This is a genomic window from Cobetia sp. 1CM21F, from assembly GCF_023161745.1.
Taxonomy (GTDB): Bacteria; Pseudomonadota; Gammaproteobacteria; order Pseudomonadales; family Halomonadaceae; genus Cobetia; species Cobetia amphilecti.
In genome coordinates, this window is sequence record NZ_JALNTQ010000001.1 from 483,749 (window position 1) to 508,423 (window position 24,675).

At 63.1% G+C, this 24,675-nt stretch carries 21 protein-coding genes and 1 pseudogene; 13 read left to right on the forward strand and 9 right to left on the reverse strand.

All coding sequences use genetic code 11. The features are described from left to right. Nucleotides 1–88: 88 nt before the first annotated feature. Both MSG32_RS02015 and MSG32_RS02020 read right to left on the reverse strand, forming a co-directional pair. Nucleotides 89–2,359, reverse strand: a complete 2,271-nt coding sequence (locus MSG32_RS02015; RefSeq protein ID WP_248377239.1) for a cache domain-containing protein — start codon at nt 2,357–2,359, stop codon at nt 89–91. Next, nucleotides 2,356–3,933: a sigma-54 dependent transcriptional regulator gene (locus MSG32_RS02020; RefSeq protein ID WP_248377241.1), complete on the reverse strand. Its 1,578-nt coding sequence runs from the start codon at nt 3,931–3,933 to the stop codon at nt 2,356–2,358. The genes MSG32_RS02015 and MSG32_RS02020 overlap by 4 nt, the downstream gene beginning before the upstream one ends. A gap of 652 nt (nt 3,934–4,585) precedes the next feature. Between MSG32_RS02020 and MSG32_RS02025 the strand changes: the two genes are divergently transcribed. From MSG32_RS02025 to MSG32_RS02070, 10 genes and pseudogenes are all read left to right on the forward strand, one after another. Continuing rightward, nucleotides 4,586–5,509 carry a substrate-binding domain-containing protein gene (locus MSG32_RS02025; protein ID WP_215823197.1) on the forward strand — a complete coding sequence of 308 codons (924 nt, stop codon included), beginning with the start codon at nt 4,586–4,588 and terminating at the stop codon, nt 5,507–5,509. 26 nt (nt 5,510–5,535) lie between these two features. Further along, nucleotides 5,536–6,210, forward strand: coding sequence for an ABC transporter permease (locus tag MSG32_RS02030; RefSeq protein WP_199852303.1), 675 nt, complete (start codon nt 5,536–5,538; stop codon nt 6,208–6,210). Nucleotides 6,211–6,328: 118 nt separating this feature from the next. After that, nucleotides 6,329–7,141, forward strand: coding sequence for an ATP-binding cassette domain-containing protein (locus MSG32_RS02035; protein ID WP_248377243.1), 813 nt, complete (start codon nt 6,329–6,331; stop codon nt 7,139–7,141). A 153-nt stretch (nt 7,142–7,294) separates the two neighbouring features. Beyond that, complete coding sequence (mobA, locus tag MSG32_RS02040) at nt 7,295–8,011, forward strand: molybdenum cofactor guanylyltransferase (RefSeq protein WP_248377245.1); 717 nt, start codon at nt 7,295–7,297, stop codon at nt 8,009–8,011. A gap of 514 nt (nt 8,012–8,525) precedes the next feature. Then, entirely contained in the window at nt 8,526–9,125 is a 600-nt protein-coding gene (gene mobB, locus MSG32_RS02045; RefSeq protein ID WP_248378401.1) for a molybdopterin-guanine dinucleotide biosynthesis protein B, read from the forward strand. Continuing rightward, nucleotides 9,122–10,561 (forward strand): gephyrin-like molybdotransferase Glp, encoded by a 1,440-nt coding sequence (gene glp, locus MSG32_RS02050; protein ID WP_248377247.1) that lies wholly within the window; start codon nt 9,122–9,124, stop codon nt 10,559–10,561. The genes mobB and glp overlap by 4 nt, the downstream gene beginning before the upstream one ends. Nucleotides 10,562–10,724: 163 nt before the next feature. Then, nucleotides 10,725–11,558 (forward strand): cyclic pyranopterin monophosphate synthase MoaC, encoded by an 834-nt coding sequence (gene moaC / locus MSG32_RS02055; protein WP_248377249.1) that lies wholly within the window; start codon nt 10,725–10,727, stop codon nt 11,556–11,558. Between the two features lies 1 nt (nt 11,559). Beyond that, nucleotides 11,560–12,021, forward strand: a pseudogene (locus MSG32_RS02060) (molybdenum cofactor biosynthesis protein MoaE); the annotation flags it as partial. Between the two features lie 158 nt (nt 12,022–12,179). After that, complete coding sequence (gene moaA, locus MSG32_RS02065; protein ID WP_248377251.1) at nt 12,180–13,166, forward strand: GTP 3',8-cyclase MoaA; 987 nt, start codon at nt 12,180–12,182, stop codon at nt 13,164–13,166. Between the two features lie 240 nt (nt 13,167–13,406). Then, a complete protein-coding gene (locus MSG32_RS02070) occupies nt 13,407–13,691 on the forward strand; it encodes a hypothetical protein (RefSeq protein WP_043336782.1) in 285 nt (94 codons plus the stop codon). A 209-nt stretch (nt 13,692–13,900) separates the two neighbouring features. Here the strand turns inward: MSG32_RS02070 and MSG32_RS02075 are convergent, their stop codons facing one another. Further along, nucleotides 13,901–15,481 (reverse strand): ribonuclease J, encoded by a 1,581-nt coding sequence (locus MSG32_RS02075; protein WP_043336797.1) that lies wholly within the window; start codon nt 15,479–15,481, stop codon nt 13,901–13,903. A gap of 414 nt (nt 15,482–15,895) precedes the next feature. Between MSG32_RS02075 and purU the strand changes: the two genes are divergently transcribed. Further along, entirely contained in the window at nt 15,896–16,750 is an 855-nt protein-coding gene (purU, locus tag MSG32_RS02080; RefSeq protein ID WP_054556293.1) for a formyltetrahydrofolate deformylase, read from the forward strand. A gap of 118 nt (nt 16,751–16,868) precedes the next feature. On the opposite strand, the gene dinB is transcribed toward purU, so the two are convergent. Together dinB and MSG32_RS02090 are read right to left on the reverse strand one after the other, a co-directional pair. Then, entirely contained in the window at nt 16,869–17,927 is a 1,059-nt protein-coding gene (gene dinB, locus MSG32_RS02085) for a DNA polymerase IV (RefSeq protein WP_054556292.1), read from the reverse strand. 164 nt (nt 17,928–18,091) lie between these two features. After that, nucleotides 18,092–19,438 (reverse strand): Na+/H+ antiporter family protein, encoded by a 1,347-nt coding sequence (locus MSG32_RS02090; RefSeq protein ID WP_043336774.1) that lies wholly within the window; start codon nt 19,436–19,438, stop codon nt 18,092–18,094. A 330-nt stretch (nt 19,439–19,768) separates the two neighbouring features. On the opposite strand from MSG32_RS02090, the gene MSG32_RS02095 reads away from it, so the two are divergent. Next, nucleotides 19,769–20,386, forward strand: a complete 618-nt coding sequence (locus tag MSG32_RS02095; protein WP_248377253.1) for a YrbL family protein — start codon at nt 19,769–19,771, stop codon at nt 20,384–20,386. A gap of 138 nt (nt 20,387–20,524) precedes the next feature. On the opposite strand, the gene bioA is transcribed toward MSG32_RS02095, so the two are convergent. Together bioA and MSG32_RS02105 are read right to left on the reverse strand one after the other, a co-directional pair. Continuing rightward, nucleotides 20,525–21,835, reverse strand: coding sequence for an adenosylmethionine--8-amino-7-oxononanoate transaminase (gene bioA, locus MSG32_RS02100; RefSeq protein WP_248377255.1), 1,311 nt, complete (start codon nt 21,833–21,835; stop codon nt 20,525–20,527). Nucleotides 21,836–21,910: 75 nt separating this feature from the next. Next, entirely contained in the window at nt 21,911–22,108 is a 198-nt protein-coding gene (locus MSG32_RS02105) for a hypothetical protein (protein WP_152965394.1), read from the reverse strand. Between the two features lie 444 nt (nt 22,109–22,552). On the opposite strand from MSG32_RS02105, the gene MSG32_RS02110 reads away from it, so the two are divergent. Then, entirely contained in the window at nt 22,553–22,936 is a 384-nt protein-coding gene (locus MSG32_RS02110; protein WP_043336770.1) for a histone-like nucleoid-structuring protein, MvaT/MvaU family, read from the forward strand. Between the two features lie 251 nt (nt 22,937–23,187). On the opposite strand, the gene MSG32_RS02115 is transcribed toward MSG32_RS02110, so the two are convergent. Both MSG32_RS02115 and MSG32_RS02120 read right to left on the reverse strand, forming a co-directional pair. Continuing rightward, nucleotides 23,188–24,012: an anti-sigma factor gene (locus MSG32_RS02115; protein ID WP_248377257.1), complete on the reverse strand. Its 825-nt coding sequence runs from the start codon at nt 24,010–24,012 to the stop codon at nt 23,188–23,190. After that, nucleotides 24,009–24,587 (reverse strand): sigma-70 family RNA polymerase sigma factor, encoded by a 579-nt coding sequence (locus MSG32_RS02120; protein WP_043334088.1) that lies wholly within the window; start codon nt 24,585–24,587, stop codon nt 24,009–24,011. The genes MSG32_RS02115 and MSG32_RS02120 overlap by 4 nt, the downstream gene beginning before the upstream one ends. Nucleotides 24,588–24,675: the final 88 nt, after the last annotated feature.

Consider the following 24,675-nt stretch of genomic DNA (forward strand, 5'->3'; position numbering starts at 1 on the left):
GTGAGCATGCGCGCAGGCTAGCACGCGGGTGGGAGTGCGTGGCAGTGCGCCTCGCCACGGCCAGGTGAGTTCATTTGTTGCTTGTGGCTCAAGGCGAGCGACTGCTGCCCCCGGCGCTGAGCGTCTCGAGCAGATGGCGCCCTTGATCATCCTCATGATGCCGGCGTGCGATGCACGGCAGCCACAGGCAGAAGGTGGCGCCGCCACCCGGCGTATCTTCCAGCCATAGCCTGCCTCCCAGCTGGGTGATCAACCCGGATGAGACCGACAGACCGATGCCCGAGCCATTGGCGCGGGTGGTGAAGAAGGGCGTGAAGATGCGCGACTTCAGGTGCTCGGGCACGCCAGCACCGTGATCGATGACGCGTATCTCGACTCCCGCCACGGGGGCGAGCTCCGCTGTTGGCGCTGGCACTGCTGCTGGCACTGAGGTTGATGTATCCGGACGGCTGTTTGGCTCACCATTCATTACGGCCAGCGCCGCATCACGATCACGGCTGGTGATGCACAGCGTATCCGGCGCAGGCGCCATCTCGATGGCGTTGATCAGCAGATTGACCAGCACCTGGGTCAGTTGCGCGCGATCGGCTTCGATCAAGCGGGTCGCCGCCAGCTCATGCTGCAATTGATGGCCGTGATGATCCAGCGCGTGCCTGACCAGCACCTCGACACTGTGGATCGCCTCGTCGGGATGAATCTGGCTGAGGTGAGGCGCGCCGAGTGACGGCGTCAGTGAGTTGCCGTCGCCAATGTCGTTGGAGGCAAGCGGATCGCGTGCGTACTGACGCAGGTTGTCGACCAGCGCGCGAATGCGTTCGACCTGATGGATGATGGTGGCGATTTCCTCGCGCACCGGCTCGGCCTGTTCACCGAGTATCACCTCGATCAACTCGACATGACCCAGAATCACCGCGGCGGGGTTGTTGATCTCGTGGCCGATACCCGCCGTCAGTTCGCCCAACGCCGCCAGTTTCTCGCGGGTCAGCAGTCGCGCACGCGCTTCGCGCAGCAGGCGGACGTGCTCCTCCAGCGCCTGACTGCGTTCGCGTAGCGTGGCGGTCTGGGCGCTCAGATCGCGGGTGCGATCCTCCACCTGGGCTTCCAGCGTCTGGGCCGCGAGCTGTATCTCGTGGCGGTGCGCTTCCAGTCGCGCCAGCATGGCGTCGAATTCCTCGGCCAGTTCATCCAGCTCATCACCGTGCCGCTGCGCCGGCCCCAGAGAGGACAGCGGGCCTATGCGCAAGCCCTCCTGGGACGGGGTATCACGCACCGCATGCACCACACGGCGAATCTGTCGGATCGGCTGCATCAGACGCTCGATGCTGCTCCACACCAGCAGTACCCCCAACAGACTGACCGCGATCAGTACCAGGCTGATATGCGTCAGCGTCTCGCGATAGAGTCGCGCGTAGGGCGCCTGCGGATAGCCCGCGTAGATCATGCCGATCCGCTGGCCATCCAGGGAATCCAGCGGGGCATAGGCGGCCACGAACCAGTCACGAACCACGAAGGCACGATTGATATAGCGCTCGCCATTGCCGATCACCTGACGCTTCACCTCCAGCGAGGCGCGCGTGCCCAGCGCGCGCTCGCCGCTGGCGTCGGTGACATTGGTGGCGATGCGGACATCGTCGAGAAACAGGGTGATGGTGCCGGTGCCATCTTCCGGCAGGGTGCCGGGGCCATAGAGCAGATCGCGGATCTCATCGACCAGACGCGGATCACGGTTGAGCAGGCGGCCCGCATCCAGCGCGCCCAGCAGCTTGCCCTCGCCATCGAGGATGGGCACCAGCGCCCGCAGCAGCATGCCGCGGTTTTCCTCACGGCGGGCGCTGGGTTGTGCGTAGGGCGTCTGGCGCAGCGCAAGGCGCGCGCGCTCGGCAAGGGCAGGGTCCAGCGTCGCCAGTGAGTCGCTGGACAGCATGTCGAGGCCATCCAGGCTTTCGCCGCGCGCCAGTTGCGGAATCAGCGCGGCGACGCCTGGCGTCTGGCGCAGCTGCTCGGTGGGCAGCCAGCGCAGCCAGTCGGCATTGAGGGTGTCCCGCATGGTATCCAGGCGCGGCACCAGGCGTGGCAACAGCTGCGCGGTCTGCTCATCGGGCGCCACCAGCTGGCGCAGGTTACGACGCATCGCCTCCAGGCCATCACGCAGGCGCTGATGCTGGCTCTGCAGCGTGCGGCTGGCGACATCAAGATCGCTGCGCACGTTCATGTACAGCTGGCGGTCGGTATAGGCCGTGGTCCAGTAGGCGGTCAGGCCGACCAGCGCCAGCATCAGCGCCAGCAGCGGCGCCAGTGTCAGCAGCAGCAGCCTGCGCCGCAGCGAACCGGCGAAGTAATGGCGCAGGCGCTTGATCATGCGCTGCCGTCGGCTCCGTAGGGAGCGGCAGACGCAGTGGAAGAGGCGGGTTGATCGCTCTCGGCGCCGCTCTCATTACCAACTTCAGTGCCATTCTCAGCGCCGCCGTCTCCGCCGATTTGCTGCTCGGCGCGCCAGGTGGTCAGTTTGCGATCCAGCGTCTTGCGCGAGATGCCCAGCTGTCGGGCGGCGGCTGACTTGTTGTTGGCATGTCGCTCCAGTACCGCGCACAGATGGGCCTTTTCCACCGCATCCAATGACCACTCGAGCGGATAGCCGCTGCTGGTGGCCTCTTCCGCGATGGAGGTGGTCGCGTCTCCGCTGTCATCCCATGCCGGGTGGCCTGGTGCCTGTTCGGCCTGACTGTCGACCGGCAGGGTATCGCCGGGCAGGCGGCCGAGCAGCAAGGCGCGCTCGATGACGTTCTTGAGTTCCCGCACATTGCCGGGCCAGGAATAGTGGCACAGGCGAGTGAGATCAGAGTGCTGCCAGGGCACGGCGGGGAGGTTGAGCTCACGCGACAGCTGCCGCGAGAAATGCTGCGCCAGCGCCGGGATGTCTTCCGGGCGCTCGCGCAGGGCCGGCAGTGTCAGGCTCAGCACGTTGAGGCGATAGTAGAGGTCTTCGCGGAAGCGTCCCGCGGCCACCTCCGTCTCCAGTGTGCGGTGAGTGGCGGCCACGATACGCACGTCCACCGCCTGTTCCTGCTCGCCGCCGACGGGGCGCACGCGGCGCGTCTCCAGCACTCGCAACAGCTTGGCCTGCATCGCCAGGGGCATCTCGCCGATTTCATCCAGGAATAGCGTGCCGCCATCGGCGAAGCTGAACAGGCCATCACGGCCACGGTGCGCGCCGGTGAAGGCCCCCTTGAGGTGGCCGAACAGCTCGCTCTCCAACAGCTCCGGGCTGATGGCACCGCAGTTGACCGGCACGAAGGCGCCGCGCCGACCGGACAGGCGATGCAGATCACGCGCCGCCAGCTCCTTGCCGGTGCCGGATTCCCCCAGAATCAGCACCGGCGAGGGCGCGGGAGCAACGCGCGCGATGATATGCGCCAGCTCCTGCATGGCAGGGCTCTCGCCCTTGAGGCTGGCCTCTTCCTGTTGATGGCGGGCATTGTCGCGCCGGAGCAGGAAGTTTTCCCGCGTCAGCTGGCGGCGCTCAAGGCAGCGGTCCAGCGCGGCCTGCAACTGTTCGAGACGAAACGGCTTGATGATGAAATCACAGGCTCCGGCCCGCAGCGCTCGCACAGCGGTCTCGAGATCGGCGTAGGCGGTCATGAAGATGACATCGCTGACCGAAGAGGGCGCAAGCGCTTCATCCCAGTCCAGGCCATCGCGCCCCGGCAGGCGAATGTCGAGCAGGATGAGGTCGAAGTGCAGGCGCGAGCGCAGGGCTTCGGCCTGCTCGACACTCTCGGCGCATTCGATCAGCGCGAAGCGCGAGGACAGTGCCTTCTCCAGATAGCGGCGCATGCCGGGCTCGTCATCGACGATCAGTACCGAGGCGGTGGGGAGGGGGTCGCTGCCGCTACGCCGGGTCTCACGGGGTGTGGAGGGGGCGTGGGCAGTCATGGCGTTCCTCGGGTCAACAGGGCAGTAATGGTCGCAGGGGATATCATCTCTATCATGCGGGCATTGTGGCGTGCTGCTCACTGGTAATCTAGCGCTGGATGCCACATTGCTGCCTCTTTCTGCTTGTGCTGGCCACAGGCAGGGCCTTGCAGCCTTGTCAGCACGCGGCGCTGGCGCGCAGGGTTGGCAGGCTGTCCCGTTGCGCTACGCAAGGCCCGGCGATGAATCGTCAATCGGGTCGTCATGGGTCAGTGGTGGTCATGCCTGGACTTGTTGTCAGTATTTTCTCGGCCATTCCGGCAGTGCCATTTCAGCAGCGTCATTCGCCCCACTAGGGATAGCGACGTCAGCAGGGCGAGAGGGCGAGAGGGGCGAGAGGGGCGAGAGGGGCGAGAGGGGCGTCAGGGACGACAGGGACGACAGCAGGCGGGAGCCGGCAAGTCTGCCTGCTGGAGAAGATTCCGGTATCATCGCCGGCTGTCTTGCGTGCCAGTCCATGTATCAGCGCTGTCTGGCAAAGCCTTGAAAGCCTTTATTGGGTCGTCCGTTTCGTCACCACAGCGCTTTCGGCATGTCGTTTGCAGAGTCAGCATTCACGTTAATGATGTCATCAAGACCGTCACGCCAGAAAAAATATTCAGGGAGCACCCCCATGCCGCAACGCCATACCTTGTCTTCTCGTCGCCTGCTGGCCACTCTCGCAGGCCTGTCATTCGGTGCGCTGAGCATTCTGCCGGCCCAGGCAGCCGACGACATCATCCGTCTGGCCACCACGACCAGCACCTACAATTCAGGCCTGCTCGATCACCTGCTGCCGGAGTATGAAGAAGCCCACGATGTCACCATTCAGGTCATCGCGGTCGGTACCGGCAAGGCGTTGCGCATGGGACAGGATGGCGATGTGGATCTGGTGATGACCCACGCCCCGGGCGCCGAGCGCAAGTTCGTCGATGCCGGCTACGGTGTCGAACCGCATGGCGTGATGTACAACGACTTCGTGCTGCTCGGCCCCGAGGCGGACCCGGCGGCCATCGATGGCATGCAGGATGTGGACGCGGCACTGGGCAAGATCGCCGGTGCCAATGCCGGCTTCATCTCGCGCGGCGATGATTCCGGCACCCACAAGAAGGAATTGGCCCTGTGGCAGAGTGCCGATGTCACCCCTGACTTCTCCGGCTACAAGGCCGTCGGCCAGGGCATGGGTAAGGTGCTGAGCATGGCCAGTGAGCTGCAGGATTACACCTTGAGCGATCGTGGCACCTGGCTTGCGATGGAAGACAAGCTCGAGCTTGAGATTCTGGTCGAGGGCGATGCGCGCCTCTTCAACCCCTATCAGGTGATTCTGGTCAATCCTGCCAATCATGACGGGCTCAATACCCGTGGTGCGCGTGAGCTGGCCCAATGGCTGATCTCCAGCGAAGGGCAGCAGGCAATCGATGATTACCGTCTAAAGGGCAAGGCGCTGTTCCATGCCAGCCACGGCGAGACCGGCTTCGATGCTCGCCAGACAGCCGACCGCGCCTCTGAGCGCACGCCGGTGAAGGCGCAGGGCGCACAGGCCGAGCCGCGTTCGTGAGCTTGTGGCAAACCACGCAGGAGGCCATGAGCCTCCTGCTGAGCATGGATGGCGCGCTGTGGGAGATCATCGGCGTGTCGTTTCGTGTCTCGTTGATGGCGATGTTGATCGCGGTGCCACCGGCACTGTTGATCGCCTTCGTACTGGTTCGCTGTGCCTTCCCGGGGCGCTGGCTGCTGATCTCGCTGATCAATACCCTGATGGCCGTCCCCACCGTGGTGGTGGGTCTGCTGCTGTTCATCCTGCTGTCGCGCGCTGGCCCGCTGGGCGACTGGCATCTGCTGTTCACCCAGCCGGCGATGGTGATCGGGCAGATTCTGCTCGCCCTGCCGATTCTGGTGGTGATGCTGCATGCCGCGCTGGCGGGCGTCGACAAGCGTGCTTGGGAGACGGCCTTGCAGCTGGGGGCGTCGCGCCGGGCGGCGCTGTGGCGGCTGGTGATGGAAGCCCGGTTCGGCGTGATGGCGGCGTTGGTGGCCGCGTTTGGTAGAATCATCGCTGAAGTGGGTTGCGCCATGATGGTGGGTGGTAACATTGCCGGTTTCACGCGCAATATCACCACGGCCATCGCGCTGGAAACCCTCAAGGGCGAGTATGCCCAGGGGGTTGCCCTGGGCATGGTATTGCTGGTGTTGGCACTGGCGCTCAATCTGATGCTGGGGCTGTTGCGCGGTCGCGGTCAACTGGTGGTACAGGCGTGACCCGCGGCCTCGCCGCCAGTCACGTTCTGCCCCCACAGTCTGCAAGCCGCCTGCCAGCCCGTTGAGACAAGCACACCAGCACTGATCGCGTCAGGCTGAATCGTCGTATGGAGTCATGATGTTCCCCCCTAGTTCTTCGTCCTCGTCTGTTCCCCCGGGCGACCCCTCCTGCCCGGTGACGGGGACAGGCTTCGCTCAAGCCTCGCCGTCTGCTGCCCAGGTACTCGCTGCCGACGCAAGCGTTGCCCCTCTGTTGCGTGTGCGCGGCCTTGAATATCGCTTGCCGCCTGCGGCGCAGGCATCCGGCGAGTGCGTTGAGGCGCAAGGGCGCCTGTTGTGGCATGTGGCGGCGCTGGATTGGGCGCCGACCCCGGCGTCCGGCTGGGTGCACCTCAAGGGTGACAACGGCAGCGGCAAGACCACGCTGCTGCGCGTGCTGGCCGGCATGCAGCCAGCGACAGGCGGCAAGCTTGAATGGCAGACCCGTGACGCTCATCCGGTGCGCTACCTGCACCAGCAGCCGTATCTGTTCGACACCAGCGTGGCCGGCAATCTGGTGCTGGCGGCTCGCTGGCAACCCGACAGCGGCTCTGCCGGCCAGCAGCGCGATCAGGTCGAGGAGATGCTGCGCTGGAGCGGACTGAGCGATCAGGCCCGACAGCCCGCCCGCTCATTGTCGGGTGGCGAGCGGGCGCGACTGGCATTGGCGCGCGCCTGGTTGTCGCGTCCGCCGGTGCTGTTGCTGGATGAGCCTGCCGCCAATCTGGATCAGGCCGCCGTCGAGCAGTTGGCGCTGCGACTGGAGCAGATGTGCCAGCAGGGGTGTGCGGTGATCCTGTCCTCGCATCAGGACAATGCCTTGAGTCAGGGCTCGAGTGCGCGCTGGACGCTGAGCGCTGCCAGCCTGCACACTGAGCCCACAGCGGGCTGAGTCGTCTTCATGGGCTGAGCCTTCAGTGCAAGCACCTCAAGCTTCAGGGCTGAGAAAGCCTTGTTCATCAGCCGCTTGCACTGGATGCTCTGCCAGCGGCCCTGCTGCATGACATTACCTGCGCCTTTGCGCACTCGACCGGGATACGCCTTCATGCCGAGCTCCAATCACACCTCTGACGCCACGCCACTGTCGAGCGATGCCGAGCAGCTCAAGGCCTCGCTCACGCCCGCCAATATCACCGGGGTGGTGCTGGCCGGTGGCCAGGCGCGGCGCATGGGTGGCGTCGACAAGGGACTGGTCATGCTCAATGAGGTGCCGCTGGTGGCGCATGTACTGGCGCGCCTGACCCCCCAGGTGGGTGAGCTGCTGATCAATGCCAACCGCTCGCACGCCGAATATGCCGCCTATGGGCATCCGCTGGTCGAAGACAGCGAGCAGGGCTACCACGGTCCCCTGATGGGCATGGCCAGTGCGCTGGCGGCAGCGCGGACGCCCTGGGTGATGATGGTGGCCTGCGATGTGCCGCATCTGCCCAATGAATTGGTCGAGACGCTGAGCGTGGCGCTGATCGACCATGCCAACGGCGATCATCTGGAAGGCTTCACTGTCGAAGGCGGTCACGCGGTTGATGCCGGGCCTGCGCTGCTGGCCGTGGCGGCAGACGAGTTCCGTTACCATCCGGTGATCTGTCTCATGCACCGTGGCCTGCTGCCCTCGCTGCAGGCGGCGCTGGCCGCTGGCGAGCGCAAGATCGACCGCTGGTTCGATCAGCATGTCTGGCTCAAGGTGCAGGCGGGCAGCGAGCAGGACTTCGCCAATCTCAATACCCTTGAAGAATGCCGTGAGATGGAAGCCGGCTCGCGCTGAGCGCGCTTCTTTCCTGACGTCCTATGCGTGTCATCCGTTCCCGCTTGCACGCCCAGAGTGTGTCATTGTGATGCAAATGGTCATCGATGGGGGCGTCTCTTCAGGAGTCTGGCGGGTTATTGTCTTTGCCTGCCCGGTATTGATGGCCTTGGCGTTGCACCTCAAAAGTGTCGTGTCTGGCGGTTCTGGCGGCTGTCTTGCCACTCTGCGTCGTTGCCCCCATTGAACCCTTGCTCATATCGAGCCGTTGCCCATTGAAATGAGCGCCGTGCGTGTTCACCTTCATGGCATCCGCTCAGCCCGCATTGCATCGTCATCTTTTCCCTTGCGGGCGCGGGAGCGCTGCGGTGAGCCCGTCGACAGGCCGCCATACGCCGGAATCATCAAGAGAACCTTCATGCCTGAGTCCTCCTTCACGACTGACCAGCGTGCTGATACCGCTGTCAGTGCTGAACATTCCTCCCCCCGCAGTGATGCTCCCACGCCGCGTGGTGATATTTCTCATGAAGTCGGGATGTCGCCCGCCTGGCAGGCACGGCTGGCGGCGTCAGCGTGTCCGCTGCTGGGCATCGCGGCCTGGAGCGGCACCGGCAAGACCACGCTGCTCGAGCAGTTGCTGCCCGAGTTGAGAGCGCGCGGCCTCCGCGTCGCCGTGATCAAGCATGCGCATCATGCCTTCGATGTCGATACGCCGGGCAAGGACAGCCATCGTCTGCGAACGGCCGGTGCCGTGCCGATGCTGGTGGCGTCCGCCAAGCGCTTTGCGCTGATGATGGAGACGCCGGACCAGGCGGAGGCCGATCTGGAGCAGCTGGTGGCGCAGCTCGAGGGGCTGGAGGTGGACCTGATTCTGGTCGAGGGCTTCAAGCAGTGGCCGCTGCCCAAGCTTGAGCTGTACCGCGAGGCCTTGGGCAAGCCGCTGCGAGCCCCAGAGGACCCCTGGATCCATGCGCTGGCGACACCGGCGGCGCAGCTGCCGCCTCGTGATGATGTGCCGCAGGACCTCAAGCGGCTGGATCTTGACGATCCTCAGGCGCTGGCCGCCTGGATCGCCGCCTGGCCGGTGCATTGGCGTCTGGAAGGCGGCAAGCCGCGTGGCGAGGTGGGCGCATGAGCCTGTCGTGTTTCGATCCGCGTTTCGGCGAGCGCATGCTGAGTGTCGATGAAGCCTTGAGCGTGCTGGGGGAGAGCCTGGCGGGCGTGATGCGCACGCCACGCAGCGAGCGTGTCGCTCTGGCGCAGGCGCCCGGACGTGTGCTCGCCGAGACGGTCATCTCGCCGCTGGATGTCCCGGCGCAGACCAACGCGGCGATGGACGGCATCGCGCTGGCGCGGGCTTCATTGCCGGACGCGGCGAGCGGCGAGCCCCTGAGCGATCGCGGCGAATTGAGCGATCACTGCGAGCTGAGCGTGATCGGCAGCTCGCTGGCGGGCCATCCCTGGACGGGGCGGGCGCTCGCTGCGGGGGAGGCCATGCGCATCACGACCGGTGCGGCCTTGCCCGCAGGCGCCGATACCGTCGTCATGCAGGAGCAGCTCGAGTATCGCTCCGCGCAGGGCGAGGACCGAGCTGAGGGCGAAGCAGGCGAGCGGGTGGTGATCGAGGGCGTGACCAGCATTCGCCGTGGCCAGAATGTGCGTCAGGCCGGAGAGGACATCGCGCGCGGCAGCCAGGTGATGGTGCCGGGCCAGTGGCTGACGCCCGCCGCCGTGGGCGTGCTGGCGTCGCTCGGGCTCGCCGAGGTCGCTGTCTATCGGCCGCTGACGGTGGCGATCTTCTCCACCGGTGACGAGGTCACGGCCCCCGGCGAGACACTGCCGGCCGGCGGTATCTATGACGCCAATCGCTTCAGCCTCGTGGCGCTGCTGCGCGATCAGGGCGTCGAGGTGCTGGATCTTGGCATCCTGAGCGATGACGAGGCGAGCGTGACTGCTGCCCTGCGTGATGCCGCGACGCGTGCCGACATGGTCATCACCTCCGGCGGCGTGTCGGTGGGCGAGGCCGATCATGTGCGCAGCGCCCTCGCTGCCTGTGGTGAGCTCGCGCTGTGGCGCATTGCCATGCGTCCGGGGCGCCCGCTGGCGTTCGGCATGTTGCGTGCCATTCCCGCCGACGCCGCGTCGTCATCTGGCCAGGTGCCGTTCTTCGGCTTGCCGGGCAATCCGGTGGCGACCATGGTCACCTTCCTGCAGTTCGTGCTGCCCGCGCTGCGCCTGTTGTCGGGCCAGCAGCGGTTGACGAGGGTTGAGGCGAAGACTGAGGCGAGCGCCTCCACGACGACCCTGGCGCAGTGGCAAGCCCCGCGCCTGCAGCTGATCGCCGGCGAGACGCTGCGCTCACGTGCCGAGCGTGTCGACTATCATCGCGGCCAGATCGTGCTGGATGACCAGGGGCGTCAGGTGGTGATGACCACGGGGCGGCAGGGCTCGGGTATTCTGACCTCGATGTTGCTGGCCGAATGCCTGATCGAGATTCCCGCCGGCTGCGCCACGCTTCACGCCGGCGAGCCGGTCATGGTGCAGTGGCTGGGCAGTCGCGGCATCGTCTAGGCGATTCCCTCGCAGTGGTCATGCCAGCTGATTCATGAAAAGATAGTCTGCTAATTTCTTGGCCAGTCCTGTTCATCAGGGCTTGCCTGCCTGCTTCTTCAGGCTTTGGTATTTCTGAGATTGCCGCCAGTCAGGCGCACCCGATACGGATACGAGACAGCTCATGAGCCTTACTCATCTCAACGCACGCGGCGAAGCCCATATGGTGGATGTTGCGGACAAGCAGGAAACCCGCCGCGAGGCACGAGCCAGCGCACGCGTCAGCATGCTGCCTGCCACGCTCGCCCTGCTCGCCGAAGGTGGCCTGCCCAAAGGGGATGTGCTGGCGACGGCGCGTATTGCCGGTATCCAGGCGGCCAAGCGCACTCATGAGCTGATTCCGCTCTGTCATGCCTTGATGCTCTCCAAGGTGACGGTCGACTTCACGCTGGATAGCGCCAACAGCTGCGTGGAAATTCAGGTGCTGTGCCGCCTCAATGGGCGTACCGGTGTCGAGATGGAGGCGCTGACGGCGGCCTCGGTGGCGGCCTTGACGCTCTATGACATGTGCAAGGCGGTCGACAAGGGTATCGTGATCGGCGATATCCAGCTCGAGACCAAGACCGGCGGCAAGAGTGGTGACTGGCAGCGCCCGGACGAAGCCGCCGCTGTCGAGCAGACGTCGGCTGAGCCAAGCCGTTCTGCGACAGCTGAGCCCATCGAAGCGACAGCGGGACAGGCCGCTCCGGCGGCACGCGGTGATGCCACCGTGCGGGTCCTCTTCCTGGCGGAACTGCGGGAACGCCTGGACCTCGACAGCCTGGCGCTGAATCTGACGACGCTGTCCGAAGCGACGGTCGGGGGCCTGAAGCGCACCCTGGCGCTGCGTGACCCTCAGCTTGAAGCGCTCAATGACACTCGCGTGCTTTGCGCCGTCAATCAGGACATGGTGCGCGATGACCACCCACTGAATGCCGGTGATGAAGTCGCCTTCTTCCCACCGGTGACGGGGGGCTGACATGACCCGGGTCGCAAACGAAGCCTCGCAGGCCTTTTCGGTCAGCATTCAGGCCAGCGATTTTGATCTGCGTGTCGAGCAGGACGTCCTGACGCGTGGGCGCGGCGACATCGGTGCCGTGGTGTCCTTCACGGGGCTGGTGCGTGATTTCAATCAGCGACCGGATGTCGTCGCGCTGACGCTGGAACACTATCCCGGCATGACGGAGCGCAGCCTCGAACGCTTGATCACAGAGGCGCGCGAGCGCTTCCCGCTCACCGGGGTGCGCATCATTCACCGTGTCGGACGGCTCGAGCCCGGCGACAATATCGTGCTGGTGCTGGTCGCCAGTGCGCATCGTCAGGCTGCCTTTGCCGGCTGTGACTTCCTGATGGACCACCTCAAGTCGCGGGCGCCTTTCTGGAAAAAGGAGCACACCGCCACGGGAGATTATTGGGTGCGGGAACGTTCGAGCGATCGCGAGGCACTCGAGCGCTGGCATCCAGAGTCCGCGGTGATGGCAGAGGGTGAAGCGGTATCCCCCTTTGTCGAGCAACACAAGGCTGATGACTCATTGGCCGAGGCCAGCAGCGAAGAGAGACAATCAGCGCTGGCAACACCCAAGTTTTCGGGAGAGTCGTGATGGAAACCCTGGTCGATGACTTCGGTCGTCGCATCCGCTATGTTCGCCTGTCAGTGACGGACCGCTGTGATTTTCGCTGCGTCTATTGCATGAGCGAAGAGATGACCTTTCTGCCGCGCGACGAGGTCTTGAGCCTCGAAGAGATCGCGTTGCTGGCGCGCGCCTTCGTGGAATTGGGGGTCGAGAAGATTCGCCTGACCGGCGGGGAGCCGCTGGTGCGGCGTGATATCGGCAAGCTGGTCGATGAAATCGGCGCGCTCGAGGGGCTCAAGGACTTCTCGATGACCACCAACGGCGCGGGCCTTGCCAAGCACGCCGCGCAGTTGAAGGCCGCCGGCATGTCACGGCTCAATATCAGCCTTGATTCTCTGGACCCGGAGCGCTTCAAGGCGCTGACGCGTACCGGCGACCTGAACAAGGTGATCGCCGGCATCCGTGCTGCGCGCGAGGAAGGCTTCCGCATCAAGCTCAATGCAGTGGTGCTGAAGGGGCGCAATGATCACGAAGTGGTGTCGCTGGTCGAATTCGCGCGTGAGGAAGGGTTGGACATCAGCTTCATCGAGGAGATGCCGCTGGGCCAGGTCTCGGACCACGGTCGTGACGAGACCTTCTGCTCCAGTGATGATGTCCAGGCGCGCATCGAGACGCGTTATCCGCTGATTCCCACGCTTGAAGACAGTCTGGGGCCGGCCCGCTATTTCCGCATGGCGGACAGCGAATCACGGGTGGGATTCATCTCACCGCACAGTCATAACTTCTGCTCGACCTGCAACCGCGTTCGCGTCACGGTAGAGGGGCGTCTGTTGCTGTGTCTTGGCAATGAGCACTCGCTTGACCTGCGTGACATCATGCGTCGCCACCCGGGTGACATCGAGCCGCTCAAGGCCGCGATCATCGATGCCATGCACCTCAAGCCCGAGCGTCATCACTTCACGACGGACGGTGATGTCCAGATCGTTCGCTTCATGAACATGACGGGAGGCTGAGTCCTTTTTCGTCATCAGTCGTGACGCTCATGTTGATCGAGCCAGCCCGGATAACTCACAGGCGCTCACAAAAACCCCGCTATCAAGCGGGGTTTTTGTTGGTCTATCCTATGGAAACACTGCCTTGCTTTTGACAAGGCTTGTTAGTTCATATTTAGCGCTTATACTTTGCTGCATTATCACATCCAATGCGATGACTCGCAGGGATTCCAGCTCAGTGCATATGGTGGAGGTAGCGAAATGACAGCCGATTCTCTCGAAAAGATCGCTCGTAACAAGAATGTTGCTCGTGCAGCAGCGCGTCAGCTGTCCATGGAACAACTGCACAAGCTCTCCGAGGTCATCAATGAGGTGATCGAGCAGAAAGCCGAAGAAGATGAGCAGCGCCGCGAAGAAGAAATCGCCAAGGAGCGCAAGCTTGCCGAGATTCGTGATGCGATGATCGAAGCTGGCCTTTCCGTGGATGATCTGGTCAGTGATCAGCCCAAGCGTCGTGGCCGTCCGCCGAAGAACAAGTCCGTTTGAGACCTTCGGCCTGACGCCATGGAGGTGGCTGAAGCGCTTGAGATCGAGATTGCCAGCCGGCAAGTCGGCAATCTCGCCATCACCAGTCCCTGAGCGCCTCCCAGCAGCAGAAAAGCCCGCCCGGTATTTCCCGGGCGGGCTTTTTCATGCGCTGCTTTGTGCAGGGCAGTGAGCTCAAGGCGGCCATCACTTCAATGATGGCTCGACACTCACTCCTGATTCATGGCCATGATATGCAGGAATAGCACCGGCTCATGGCGCAGATGGTTGCGCAGCCAGCGATTGATGCGGCCATCGAGTTGCTGCTTGAGTTCACGTTCATTGCTGGCATCCAGGCCTGCCAGGGTGTCATCCAGCCACTCGGCGAAGCTGTCTTCATCCAGGCTCGAGGTGCCGCTGATATCCAGCATCAAGCGGCCGATGCGAACCCAGCCGGCCTCCTGCAGCGTGACGGGCAACGCCAGTGAGACGCTGCCATGCCGGCCGAGACGCGCGCGGGCACGGCGGTCCATGGAATCCAGCGGGCGCACCTTGTCATGCTCGATGATGCGCTCGTGCAGTGTCAGGCGTTTTTCCACCGACAGCCCCTGAGCATCGAGGCGAATCACGTCACCATTGACGGGAATCAGCGGTGCCTCGATGCCCAGGGACTGTGCCACCTGGGTGTGAGCGAGCTGGTGGCGATATTCGCCATGCACCGGCAGCAGGCGTACCGGTTTCAGCCAGCCATAGAAGGTGCGCAATTCTTCCTGCGCCGGGTGCCCGGAGGCATGCAGGTCCGGGAACTGCTTCTCTTCCATGATGCCGACGCCGAGGCGTGTCAAGGCGTTGTGCAGCTTGCCGATGGCCAGCTCATTGCCGGGAATCGCCTTGGAAGAGAAGATCACGGTGTCGCCGGCAGCCAGCTCGAAGTCAGGATGGCGGGAATTGGCCAGGCGTGACAGCGCGGCGCGCGGCTCGCCCTGACTGCCGGTGGCGATCACCATGACCTCTTCCGGGGGCAGGTAGCCCAGGTCCTTCACCGGGACCAGCGGCGGGAAGTCTTCCAGATAGCCGAGACCGCGGGCGACGCGCACCATACGCTCCATCGAGCGACCCAGCAGCGTGATGCGGCGACCATTGCGTGCGGCGGCGCGCCCCAGCGCCAGGATGCGGGCCAGGTTGCTGGCAAAGCAGGTCACGACGACGCGTCCGCGACAGCCGGCCAGCGTCTTCTCCAGTGCGCGTGCTACCTCGCCTTCACTACGCGAATGACCCGCCAGCGGCGCATTGGTGGAGTCGCCGACGACCAGATCGACCGGCGCCAGTGCTTGATAGCGCTCCGGATCAGTGGGCTCGCCGATCAACGGCTCCGGGTCCAGCTTCCAGTCGCCGGTATGCATCACGCGATATTCTGGCGTGACGATCAACAACGAGCAGCTTTCCGGAATGGAGTGGGTCAGCGGCAGCAATCGCAGCGCGAAGGGGCCGGATTCAAAACCTTCATCCACCTCGATGATCTGCAGGCTGGAGGTTTCCAGCTCGCGCTCGGCAAACTTGGCGCGCAGCAGGCCAGCGGCCAAGGGCGTGGCGATGATCGGGCAGCGCCATTTTGGCCACAGCCAGGCGACCGCGCCGATGTGGTCTTCGTGGCCATGGGTGATCACCAGCATCTGCGGGCTGATGCCCAGGCTTGCCAGGGACTCGATATCCGGCACCTGCAGCGGACCTTCCGGCAGGTCCTGGCGAATCATCATGCCGCAATCCACGGCAATCCAGTGATCCTGATAACCATACAGCGTCAGATTCATGCCGATCTCGCCGCAGCCACCCAGTGGTAGCAGGTGCAGCGGCGGACGTTGTCTCTGACGGACTTGAACGCGGGGTTTCAACATGGATGTCATGCCATCTATAAAATGTGGCTCAACTATACGGGAATCCCGCGAAGCGCCACAAATGGCGCTGTTGTCCGGTCGAGTCGATTCGAGGGCGGCCCGGCCGTTCGCGTGACGCCTTGGGGTGGGCCGGCGTGATGGCCGCTGATCGCAATGTCGTATTGACCATATGGACAGAATCGGGGCGCAGCACTGTTTCAGGCCGCGTGATCAGCTACAATAGCCCACCTTTGCCGAGGGGCTGCTTACGGGCGGTGTCATGATTCCTCGCGCAGGCCGGCGCTTCGCCGGCTGAACATCATTCCCGCTATCACAATGGTTGAACTTACGATGTCTCACGCCTATCGCCTGGTGGTGTCCTGCCCTGATCAGGTCGGAATTGTTGCCCGAGTTTCCACTTTCATCGCCGAGCAGGGCGGGTGGATCACCGAAGCCAATCAGCATTCTGATCTTGGCGCCGGTCGTTTCTTCATGCGCTATGAGATCAACCCCGAAACCATCGGCCTGAGCGCCGCTGAGCTCGGCAAGCGCTTCGCCCCGATCGGTGAAGAGTTCGGCATGCAGTGGCGCGTGCATGACACCGCCGCCAAGAAGCGTGTCGTGCTGATGGTCTCCAAGGACTCCCATTGCCTGGTGGACCTGCTGCATCGCTGGCAGTCCGGTGATCTGGATTGCGAGATTCCCTGCGTCATTTCCAACCACGATGACATGCGCTCGCTGGTGGAATGGCACGGCATTCCGTTCCATCACGTGCCGGTCGACAAGAATGACAAGGCGCCGGCCTTTGCCGAGGTCGAGCGTCTGGTGGAAGAATCCCAAGCCGATTGCATCGTGCTGGCGCGCTACATGCAGATCATTCCGCCGAGTCTGTGTGAGCGCTATGCCGGTCGTCTGATCAACATCCACCACAGCTTCCTGCCTTCCTTCGTGGGCGCCAAGCCGTATCACCAGGCCTTCGGGCGTGGGGTCAAGCTGATCGGGGCGACCTGCCATTACGTGACCGAAGAACTGGATGCCGGCCCGATCATCGAGCAGGACATCCACCGCGTCACTCACTGTCATACCGCCGAGGAACTGGTGCGCATCGGCCGTGATGTCGAGCAGAAAGTGCTGGCGCGCGGCCTGCGCTGGCACCTGCAGGATCGCGTGCTGATCCACGGCAACAAGACCATCGTCTTCGCCTGAGCCCCGCTTGCTCAGCGCATGAGTCTGTCATCGACCTGAGGTCGTGACGAAGAAGCCGGTACCTGTTTCAGGTGCCGGCTTTGTTGTTTTCGGGATGGGGGGGCGCGCCTGGCGCGAGCTAGAACAATCCCAGCTGCTGGGCGTCCTCGCGGGCCTTGAGGCGCACCCCGACGCCCAGCAGGCGGACAGGGCGATGGCCGCGTTGCCAGGCTTGCTCCATCAGCAGGGCGAAGCTGTTGGCGCTCGGCAGCGTGGTGGTCGAGGCGGGGAGCAGGCTTTCCAGCGTGGTGCTCTCGAAGTTGCTGAAGCGGATCTTGACGAACTGCTTGGCCAGCACCGGCTGGTCATGGCGGGCGTGACGGCTGGTCAGGCGTTCGAGCAGGGCGGGCAGGCGCTCGAGGCAGGCCGGCAGGTCGGGCAGGTCGTGATCGAAGGTGTGCTCGACACTGATCGACTTGCGCTCGCGCTCGACACGCACCGGTCGCTCATCGATGCCGTGTGCCAGCTCGTGCAGGCGGGTGCCGAACTTGCCGAAGTGCTCGGCCAGGGTCGTCAACGGCGTGGTGCGCATGTCCTCGCAGGTGGTGATGCCCAGGCGTGTCAGACGCGCCAGCGTCGCGGGGCCGACTCCGTGCAGCTTGCCGACGGGCAGCTGGCGGATGAAGGCGTCGCTGGTCTCGGGCGTGATCACTGTCAGGCCGTCGGGCTTTTCCCAGTCACTGGCGATCTTGGCCAGAAACTTGTTGGCGGCCACGCCAAGGGAAAGCGTGATGCCGGTGCGCTTGAGCGCCTCTTCCTTCAACCAGCGCGCCATCCAGGTGGCGCTGCCCTGAAAGTCAGTCACGGCGCTGACATCCAGATAGGCCTCATCCAGCGAGAGGGGCTCCACCAGGGGCGTCAGCTCATGGAAGAGTGACTGGATCTCGGCGGAAACGGCCCGGTAACGCTCGAAGTCCGGTGGCACCAGAATCAGCTGTGGGCACAGGCGCAGCGCGCGGGCAGTCGACATCGCCGAGCGTACGCCGAAGGCGCGCGCGGGATAGTTGCAGGTGGCGATGACACCGCGTTGCTCGGTGCGGCCACCGATGGCGATGGGCACCTCGCGCCACTCGGGATGGCGGAGCATCTCGACGGCGGCATAGAAGCAATCGCAGTCGGCGTGGAGGATCTTGCGCATGCGCGCATCATGCTAAAAGACTGGATGGCTGTCCAGTAGCTGTGCCCATTCATTGCGCCTGAGCCGGCTGCGCAACGACAACGCCCGACAGTGAGGAGAGTCCTCTCTGCCGGGCGTTGGCATGTCTGGCATCTCGCTTGGGCGCGAGACTGATGCTCAGCGGATTACAGCGTCATCGCGGCCACCCAGCCGAACACGATCAGCGGGATGTTGTAGTGGATGAAGGTCGGCACCACGCTGTCCCAGATGTGGTCGTGCTGCTGATCGACATTCAGGCCGGCCGTCGGGCCGAGGGTCGAGTCAGAGGCCGGTGAACCGGCATCCCCCAGCGCGGCGGCGGTGCCGATCAGCGCGACGGTAGCCAGCGGCGAGAAGCCGAATTGCAGCGCCAGCGGCACGTAGATGGCGGCAATGATCGGAATGGTCGAGAAGCTGGAGCCGATGCCGAGGGTGATGAACAGACCGACCATCAGCATGACCAGCGCGGCCAGCGGCTTGTTGTCACCGATGATGTGGAAGGAGGCGTCGACCAGGGTCTGGATGTCGCCGGTGGCCTTCATCACGGAAGCGAAACCTGCCGCCGAGATCATGATGAAGCCGATCAGCGCCATCATGCGCATGCCGGACGTGAAGAGGTCATCCGCTTCGTTCCACTTGAACAGGCCACCCAGCGAGAGGATGGCGAAGCCGACCAGGCCGCCGAGAATCATCGAGCCGGAATACAGCTGAATGCCGAGGGCGGCGATGATGGCAACGCCTGCCATGATCAGGCCGCTCTTGGACGGCGTGTGCATGGGCGTGTGGTGCGGTACGTTGCTGGACTTGATCTCGCGGGTCGCGTAGTCACGCGGCTTGCGGTAGGAGACGAACAGCGCCGTCAGCAGGCCGAGGAACATGCCGCCGACCGGAATCGCCATCGCCATCGGCACCATGCCGCGGGTCACGTCGAGACCGAGCGACTGGCCGGCCTCATTGATGTTGGCCAGCAGGATGTCGTTGAGGAAGATGGAGCCGAAACCGACCGGCAGCAGCATGTAGGGCGCGGTCAGGCCGAAGGTCAGTGCACAGGCCACGGCACGACGATCCAGGCGCAGGCGGTTCATGGCGACCAGCAGCGGCGGAATCAGGATCGGGATGAAGGCGATGTGGACCGGAATCAGGTTCTGGGAGGAAATCGCGACCAGGGTCACGCTGCCCAGCAGGCCGTACTTGATGGCTGTCTGGCGGCGTGGCGTGCTTTCGCCATTGAGCAGGCCGATCAGGCGTGCGGCGAGCAGGTCCGGCAATCCGGAGCGAGACAGGGCGACGGCGAAGGCACCGAGGGTGGCGTAGGCCAGCGCGACCTTGGCGCCGCCACCGACACCGTCATTGAAGGCGCCGAGCGTGTCGGTCAGAGACAGACCGCTGAACAGACCGCCGACCAGGGCGCCGGCGACCAGCGCGAAGACGACCGAGACGCGAGCCAACGACAGGCCGACCATGACCAGGACGGCCAGAATTACCGCATTCATGCGAGTACCTCTATGTGGGGTTGTGCCAGCTTTGGGAGTGTTGCGGACAGAGCGGGCGAACTGTGGGTGCGTGGCCACCCGATCCCGGGGCAATGCCTCGCATGACGTGTACATTCGTGACGAATGCCTTGCTGTCGCAGTGTTCCTGCGGCTTCCTCCTGAATGCCGTCAAAAACGGCGCATTATCTTACCAGAAGGGCAACGCAAGCTGAATGGCCGATGAACGTGGGCGCTGCCAAATGGCACAAGTTGGCGTGCCATGACGGCTTTTTGTAGAATGCCACGCTGCCCGGCGGCTGCAGTCGCAGGCGTTATTCAACAGGAGTGCGCATGCTGGAGCTGGAAAATGCCCGCGTCATCGGCATGGGAAATGATCGGCGTGTCTATCAGGACCCGAACGACCCCCATCGCTGCATCAAGGTCCCGCGTTACCCTGACAAGGGCAGCCGCCAGAATGAACGCGAGCAACGCTATTTCGAGGGCCTGGTCAGACGTGGCATGCGCGACTGGTCCTATGTGCCTGCCTACCACGGCAGTGTCGCCACCGCCGAGGGGCTCGGGCTGGTCTTCGATCTGATTCTCGACAGTGACGGCTCCACGTCACGCCGACTGCGCGAGGTGCATCTCGAGACCCCCGAGCGCCTGAGCACCGAGGTGCTGGTGAGCGAGCTGGCCAATCTCTATCGCTATCTCGAGAAACGCTGGTTGATTCCGTCTGATCTCAATGATCGCAATATCGTGGTCCAGTTCAGCGACGACCAGCCGCCCAGATTGTGGCTGATCGACGGTATCTCGAATCCTGACTTCATTCCGCTGGCGACCAGTGTCGCCTGGCTGGCGCGGCGCAAGGTCGCGCGTCGTTATCGTCACTTCCTCAAGAAGCTGGTCAAGGGCGGTCAGCTCTCGCCAAAGGATTATCAGGCACTCGAAGCCCGTCTGTGGGGGTGAATGTCTCTGATGGTGATAGCTTTCGATACTGGTGGCGCTCGAGAGTGGCTGCCCCTGATGGTGCTTGTCGCTGATGGCAATCGCCTTTGATGAACATCGCCAGGGGCAGTCGTGTTGTGTATCAGTGCAATCAGTGCATCAGTGTTCCAGGGTCTCGAAGTAGCTGGTCATCGCATGGGTGATCTGGCGCAAGTCCTGCGGCGAGGTGATATAGGCCGGCATGGTATAGAGCCAGCGACCGAAGGGGCGTAACCAGACACCCAGTTCACGGGCATGGGCCTGAGCGCCTGCCAGACTGCTGGCATCGTGCACTTCTATCACCGCCGTGGCACCCAATACGCGTATATCGCGAATGGCGGGGTGGGAGAAATTCAGCAGGGTGTCGCGCAACAATTGATTGAGCTCGGCAATCTTGCCCAGATAATTCTCTTCCTCGAATACCGCGAGACTTTCCAGTGCTACCCGACAGGCTAGCGGATTGCCCATGAAGGTCGGGCCGTGCATGAAGGCGCTATTGGCATCCTCGCCATCAAATGCATGGAAGATATGACTCTGGGCCAGGGTGGCGGCATGTCCCAGATATCCCCCCGTCAGTCCCTTGGAGAGCACCATGATGTCGGGAGAGACATTGGCGTGTTCACAGGCAAACATCTTGCCGGTCCGACCGAAGCCGGTCGCGACTTCATCGAAGATCAATACGATCCCGAACTCATCACATAACTCGCGCGCCGCCTCGAGATAGTAGGGCGAGTACATGTTGAGGCCACCTGCCGCCTGTAACAGAGGCTCCATCAACAATGCCGCTATCTCATGCTGGTGTGTTTCCAGACAGGCGCGCAATGCGCTGATATCGTCTGCTACCTCTTCACGACTGGCGCTGAAACCGGCAGTCGGTGCCGGTGCGAAATGATGTCTGGGCAGGAAATCGGCGAACAGGGAATGCATGCCTTCCTCGGGGTCACACACTGCCATGCAGCCCGCCGTATCGCCGTGATAGGCCTTCATCAATGACAGCATGCGCGTTCGTCCGCGCGTGTCATCGCGGTCTTTGCGCTGTTGCTGATATTGCACTGCCATCTTCATGGCGACTTCCATGCCCACCGAGCCGCTATCCGAGAAGAAGACATGATTCAGGCCCTCGGGGGTGACGCGCACCAGCGCATCGGCAAGCTCCTTGGCCGGTCGATGGCGAATGCCGCCCAGCATCACATGGCAGAGTTCTGCCGCTTGCTGCTGAATGGCCGCGACGAGACGTGGGTGTCCGTAGCCATGGATCATGCACCACCAGGAACATGTCGCATCCAGCAGTGTCTCACCTCCCGCCAATGTCATGCGGGCTCCCGTGCCGCCGACCACCTCCAATGGCGCTGGCATGTCCTGCATCTGGGTATAAGGGTGCCAGAGAGAAAGTGAGTCCGTAGCGCGGGTCGGCATCTGGGAAAATGGCATGGAGTGTCTCTGCGAGTGGCGGGAGTGTGGAATGGCGTGATGACGGCTCAATCTTTGTCAACTTTGACCATTCTATCAGGTTGACGGTGTTTTTGAAGTGACGCTTTCTGGAGAAAGTGTTGCATTTTGCACCACTATTAGTTCGCCACCTGCTTTAGTATGGACTTCTGTTGTTCGTTCAGGTGCATGCTTTTCGAGGTGCGCAGGCAATGACAGCTCTACATCGAAAGTCTGCAATCTGACGCCGCCACGCCAACGGGAAAGTGGTTGCATAATACTTCCTTGTGGGTTGTTGTCATGAATTGTGCATATCCCGTGAATATTGGAGGTCCAGTGATGGCGGGCCCTCAAGCCTGATATCAGGTCGTGGTAAAGACTTCTTCGTGTTGTGGCAGAGATGCTTTTGGCAGGCCTGTCTTCAGTTGTGACAGGGGATAATGAAGTGCCTGGGTAGTGAGTACTGTTTTTTTGCTGGCTATTGCATTGATCGGAAAGATTGCATACTTTGGAAACATGTTATTTAAGACTTCACCTCGCAGTTGACTCGGTCTATAATCGCCCTTGATCTGGTGTGGGCGCTTAACTGTCCCGAGTGTCCTGCACAAGTCTTTATGAAAACGCGCTGTTAAACATGTACGGCAGATGAATGTCGCCGAGCCTCTTTCAGCATCGTGTTTTCGTGACTCAACTGTCTGTCCCGACATCCTGGAGATACTCATGTCCCTGTTGACTGATTTCATGCAGAAAGAGCAAGAGCTCAAGAAACTTCAAGAGCAGCTGGAAAGCCTGCGCAATGATGACCGTCTGAAGAACGAACTCGAATTCAAGGACAAGCTGGACGCGCTGATGGGCGAGTATGGCAAGTCCACTCGTGACGTCATCACCCTGCTGGACCCGAAAGCGTCCCAGGCGCCGGCTGCTGCCGCACCGGAAAGCAAGACCGGTGGCGTGCGTCGCAAGCGCAAGCTGAAGGTCTACAAGAACCCGCACACCGGTGAAGTCATCGAGACGCGTGGTGGCAACCACAAGCAGCTGAAAGAGTGGAAGGAAGAGCACGGTGCGGAAACCGTCGAATCCTGGCTCGAGCGCACTGAAAGCTGAGCACTGGCTTGCCAGCCAGCTAGCTGACGCTGCCAGACATGAAAAAGCCCCGCGATTGCGGGGCTTTTTCATGTCTGGCGTTTGGCTGACGCTAGACGACGGACTCCCTCTTTTGAGGAGACCTTGAGCAGGTCTTGAGAAGGCCTTGAGCAGATCGATAGGGCGCTTCCCGTGAGACTCGCTGTGAATTTACAGCGTCAGAAAGCGCCACTATCGGCAGCCGTCATGTCAGAGGGCTGTTATGAGGGCTATCAGCTGTCACGCTGATTGAGGTCCACCAGGCGACCGATGGCGAGAATCTTGCCCGTCGGTTTGCCGGTCGGCGAACCGCCTTCTGGCTCTAGTGTCATCTCCAGCAGCTGGCCCGGGCTCATGCTGCCGATCTGCTCGGCGCTGAGTTCGATGCCGGCAATCGGGTCGACCAGCCCCAGTGAGCGCGGCCCTTCTTGCGGGTCGGTCAGGGTCCACAGTTCGATGGCGCGATCCGTCGGGCGCTCGATGGAGACCTTCGGTGTCAGCTGCAGGCCACCGCTGGGCGTGACATTGGCCACCCAGGTCGGCGTGCCCGGGTCTTCCAGTGTCTGCAGGATAGCGACCATACGTTGCGCGTCGCCGTCAGGTGTCTGGGTAGCCACCTCCGGTGATGTGCCCTCAAGCGACGCGCTGGGAGAGAAGGGCCCCATCTGCATGACCAGTGCCAGGGCGAGACCTGCCCCCAGACCCAGTCCGAGGCCACCGCCGAGCCAGCGCAGCAGCCAGGGCGCCTTGGTTGAGGCGCTTGCCTGATCTGCGTCATGTCGAGCGGCGTCATCGCGGGTGGCGGAGGACTGCTTGAGGCGCACCAGGCTGGCATCGATGCGCTTCCATAATGAGTCGGAAGGGGGCTCCGGCGGCAGGCGATCACTCACGCTCAGCCAATGTTGCTGCCAGCGCAGGGCCATGCGTGCGGCATTGTCATCGCGCTCGATCCAGGCGCGCACTTCGGCCTCGCGCTCAGGGTCCAGCAGCCCGAGGGCATGCTCACCCAGCAGCAGGTTCTGTTCTTCGGGAGTTTCGGGAATCAGGGGGCTATTCATCGTGACAGGCACTCCTGCAGTAGCTTGAGACCGGCGCGGATGCGTCCCTTGATGGTGCCAAGCGGTGCGCTCAGCTTCTCGGCGATCTGTTCGTGTGTCAGTCCCTTGAAGAAGGCCAGCAGAATGGGCTCGCGACGCGGCACTTCCAGTTCACCCAGGCAGTCGCTCAACTGATGGGCCGTCTGGCTGTCATCGGCCGCGGTTTCCGGGTTGGCGAGCAGATCGGCCAGCGTGTCGAGCGCATCGCTGTCGCCGCGTGGCGTCCGCCCCTGGGCGCGCAGCTGGTCCAGAGCGCGATAGCGCAGGATGGTAAACAGCCAGGCGCGGCCATTGCCGAGTTCACGGCGATACTGGCCCGCGTTGGACCACAGCTTGATGAAGGCGTCATGGACGGCATCTTCCGCCTGGTCGCGGCTGTTCAACAGGCGCATGGCGAGCGCCAGCATGCGGCCCGATTCAAGATCATAGAGGCTGCGGAACGCGGCCTCGTCTCCGCGTGCACAGGCTTCTATCGCACTGGCGTGGTCAAAGCTTTCCGCATCTGGCGGACTGACTGACGGCTTCTGTGCTGGCATGGGGCGGCCGGCTCCTTTGGCAGGGGGTCCATTGATCAGCTGACGGTATGTGCACCGCCGGGGAATGGCAAGTTGCATGATAGAGGCC

Excerpts from the sequence above, each read along its gene's own strand:
- MSG32_RS02015 (WP_248377239.1), bottom strand. The coding sequence starts at position 2,359 with ATGATCAAGCGCCTGCGCCATTACTTCGCCGGTTCGCTGCGGCGCAGG.
- MSG32_RS02020 (WP_248377241.1), bottom strand. The coding sequence starts at position 3,933 with ATGACTGCCCACGCCCCCTCCACACCCCGTGAGACCCGGCGTAGCGGC.
- MSG32_RS02025 (WP_215823197.1), top strand. The coding sequence starts at position 4,586 with ATGCCGCAACGCCATACCTTGTCTTCTCGTCGCCTGCTGGCCACTCTC.
- MSG32_RS02030 (WP_199852303.1), top strand. The coding sequence starts at position 5,536 with ATGAGCCTCCTGCTGAGCATGGATGGCGCGCTGTGGGAGATCATCGGC.
- MSG32_RS02035 (WP_248377243.1), top strand. The coding sequence starts at position 6,329 with ATGTTCCCCCCTAGTTCTTCGTCCTCGTCTGTTCCCCCGGGCGACCCC.
- mobA (WP_248377245.1), top strand. The coding sequence starts at position 7,295 with ATGCCGAGCTCCAATCACACCTCTGACGCCACGCCACTGTCGAGCGAT.
- mobB (WP_248378401.1), top strand. The coding sequence starts at position 8,526 with ATGTCGCCCGCCTGGCAGGCACGGCTGGCGGCGTCAGCGTGTCCGCTG.
- glp (WP_248377247.1), top strand. The coding sequence starts at position 9,122 with ATGAGCCTGTCGTGTTTCGATCCGCGTTTCGGCGAGCGCATGCTGAGT.
- moaC (WP_248377249.1), top strand. The coding sequence starts at position 10,725 with ATGAGCCTTACTCATCTCAACGCACGCGGCGAAGCCCATATGGTGGAT.
- moaA (WP_248377251.1), top strand. The coding sequence starts at position 12,180 with ATGGAAACCCTGGTCGATGACTTCGGTCGTCGCATCCGCTATGTTCGC.
- MSG32_RS02070 (WP_043336782.1), top strand. The coding sequence starts at position 13,407 with ATGACAGCCGATTCTCTCGAAAAGATCGCTCGTAACAAGAATGTTGCT.
- MSG32_RS02075 (WP_043336797.1), bottom strand. The coding sequence starts at position 15,481 with ATGAATCTGACGCTGTATGGTTATCAGGATCACTGGATTGCCGTGGAT.
- purU (WP_054556293.1), top strand. The coding sequence starts at position 15,896 with ATGTCTCACGCCTATCGCCTGGTGGTGTCCTGCCCTGATCAGGTCGGA.
- dinB (WP_054556292.1), bottom strand. The coding sequence starts at position 17,927 with ATGCGCAAGATCCTCCACGCCGACTGCGATTGCTTCTATGCCGCCGTC.
- MSG32_RS02090 (WP_043336774.1), bottom strand. The coding sequence starts at position 19,438 with ATGAATGCGGTAATTCTGGCCGTCCTGGTCATGGTCGGCCTGTCGTTG.
- MSG32_RS02095 (WP_248377253.1), top strand. The coding sequence starts at position 19,769 with ATGCTGGAGCTGGAAAATGCCCGCGTCATCGGCATGGGAAATGATCGG.
- bioA (WP_248377255.1), bottom strand. The coding sequence starts at position 21,835 with ATGCCATTTTCCCAGATGCCGACCCGCGCTACGGACTCACTTTCTCTC.
- MSG32_RS02105 (WP_152965394.1), bottom strand. The coding sequence starts at position 22,108 with ATGCAACCACTTTCCCGTTGGCGTGGCGGCGTCAGATTGCAGACTTTC.
- MSG32_RS02110 (WP_043336770.1), top strand. The coding sequence starts at position 22,553 with ATGTCCCTGTTGACTGATTTCATGCAGAAAGAGCAAGAGCTCAAGAAA.
- MSG32_RS02115 (WP_248377257.1), bottom strand. The coding sequence starts at position 24,012 with ATGAATAGCCCCCTGATTCCCGAAACTCCCGAAGAACAGAACCTGCTG.
- MSG32_RS02120 (WP_043334088.1), bottom strand. The coding sequence starts at position 24,587 with ATGCCAGCACAGAAGCCGTCAGTCAGTCCGCCAGATGCGGAAAGCTTT.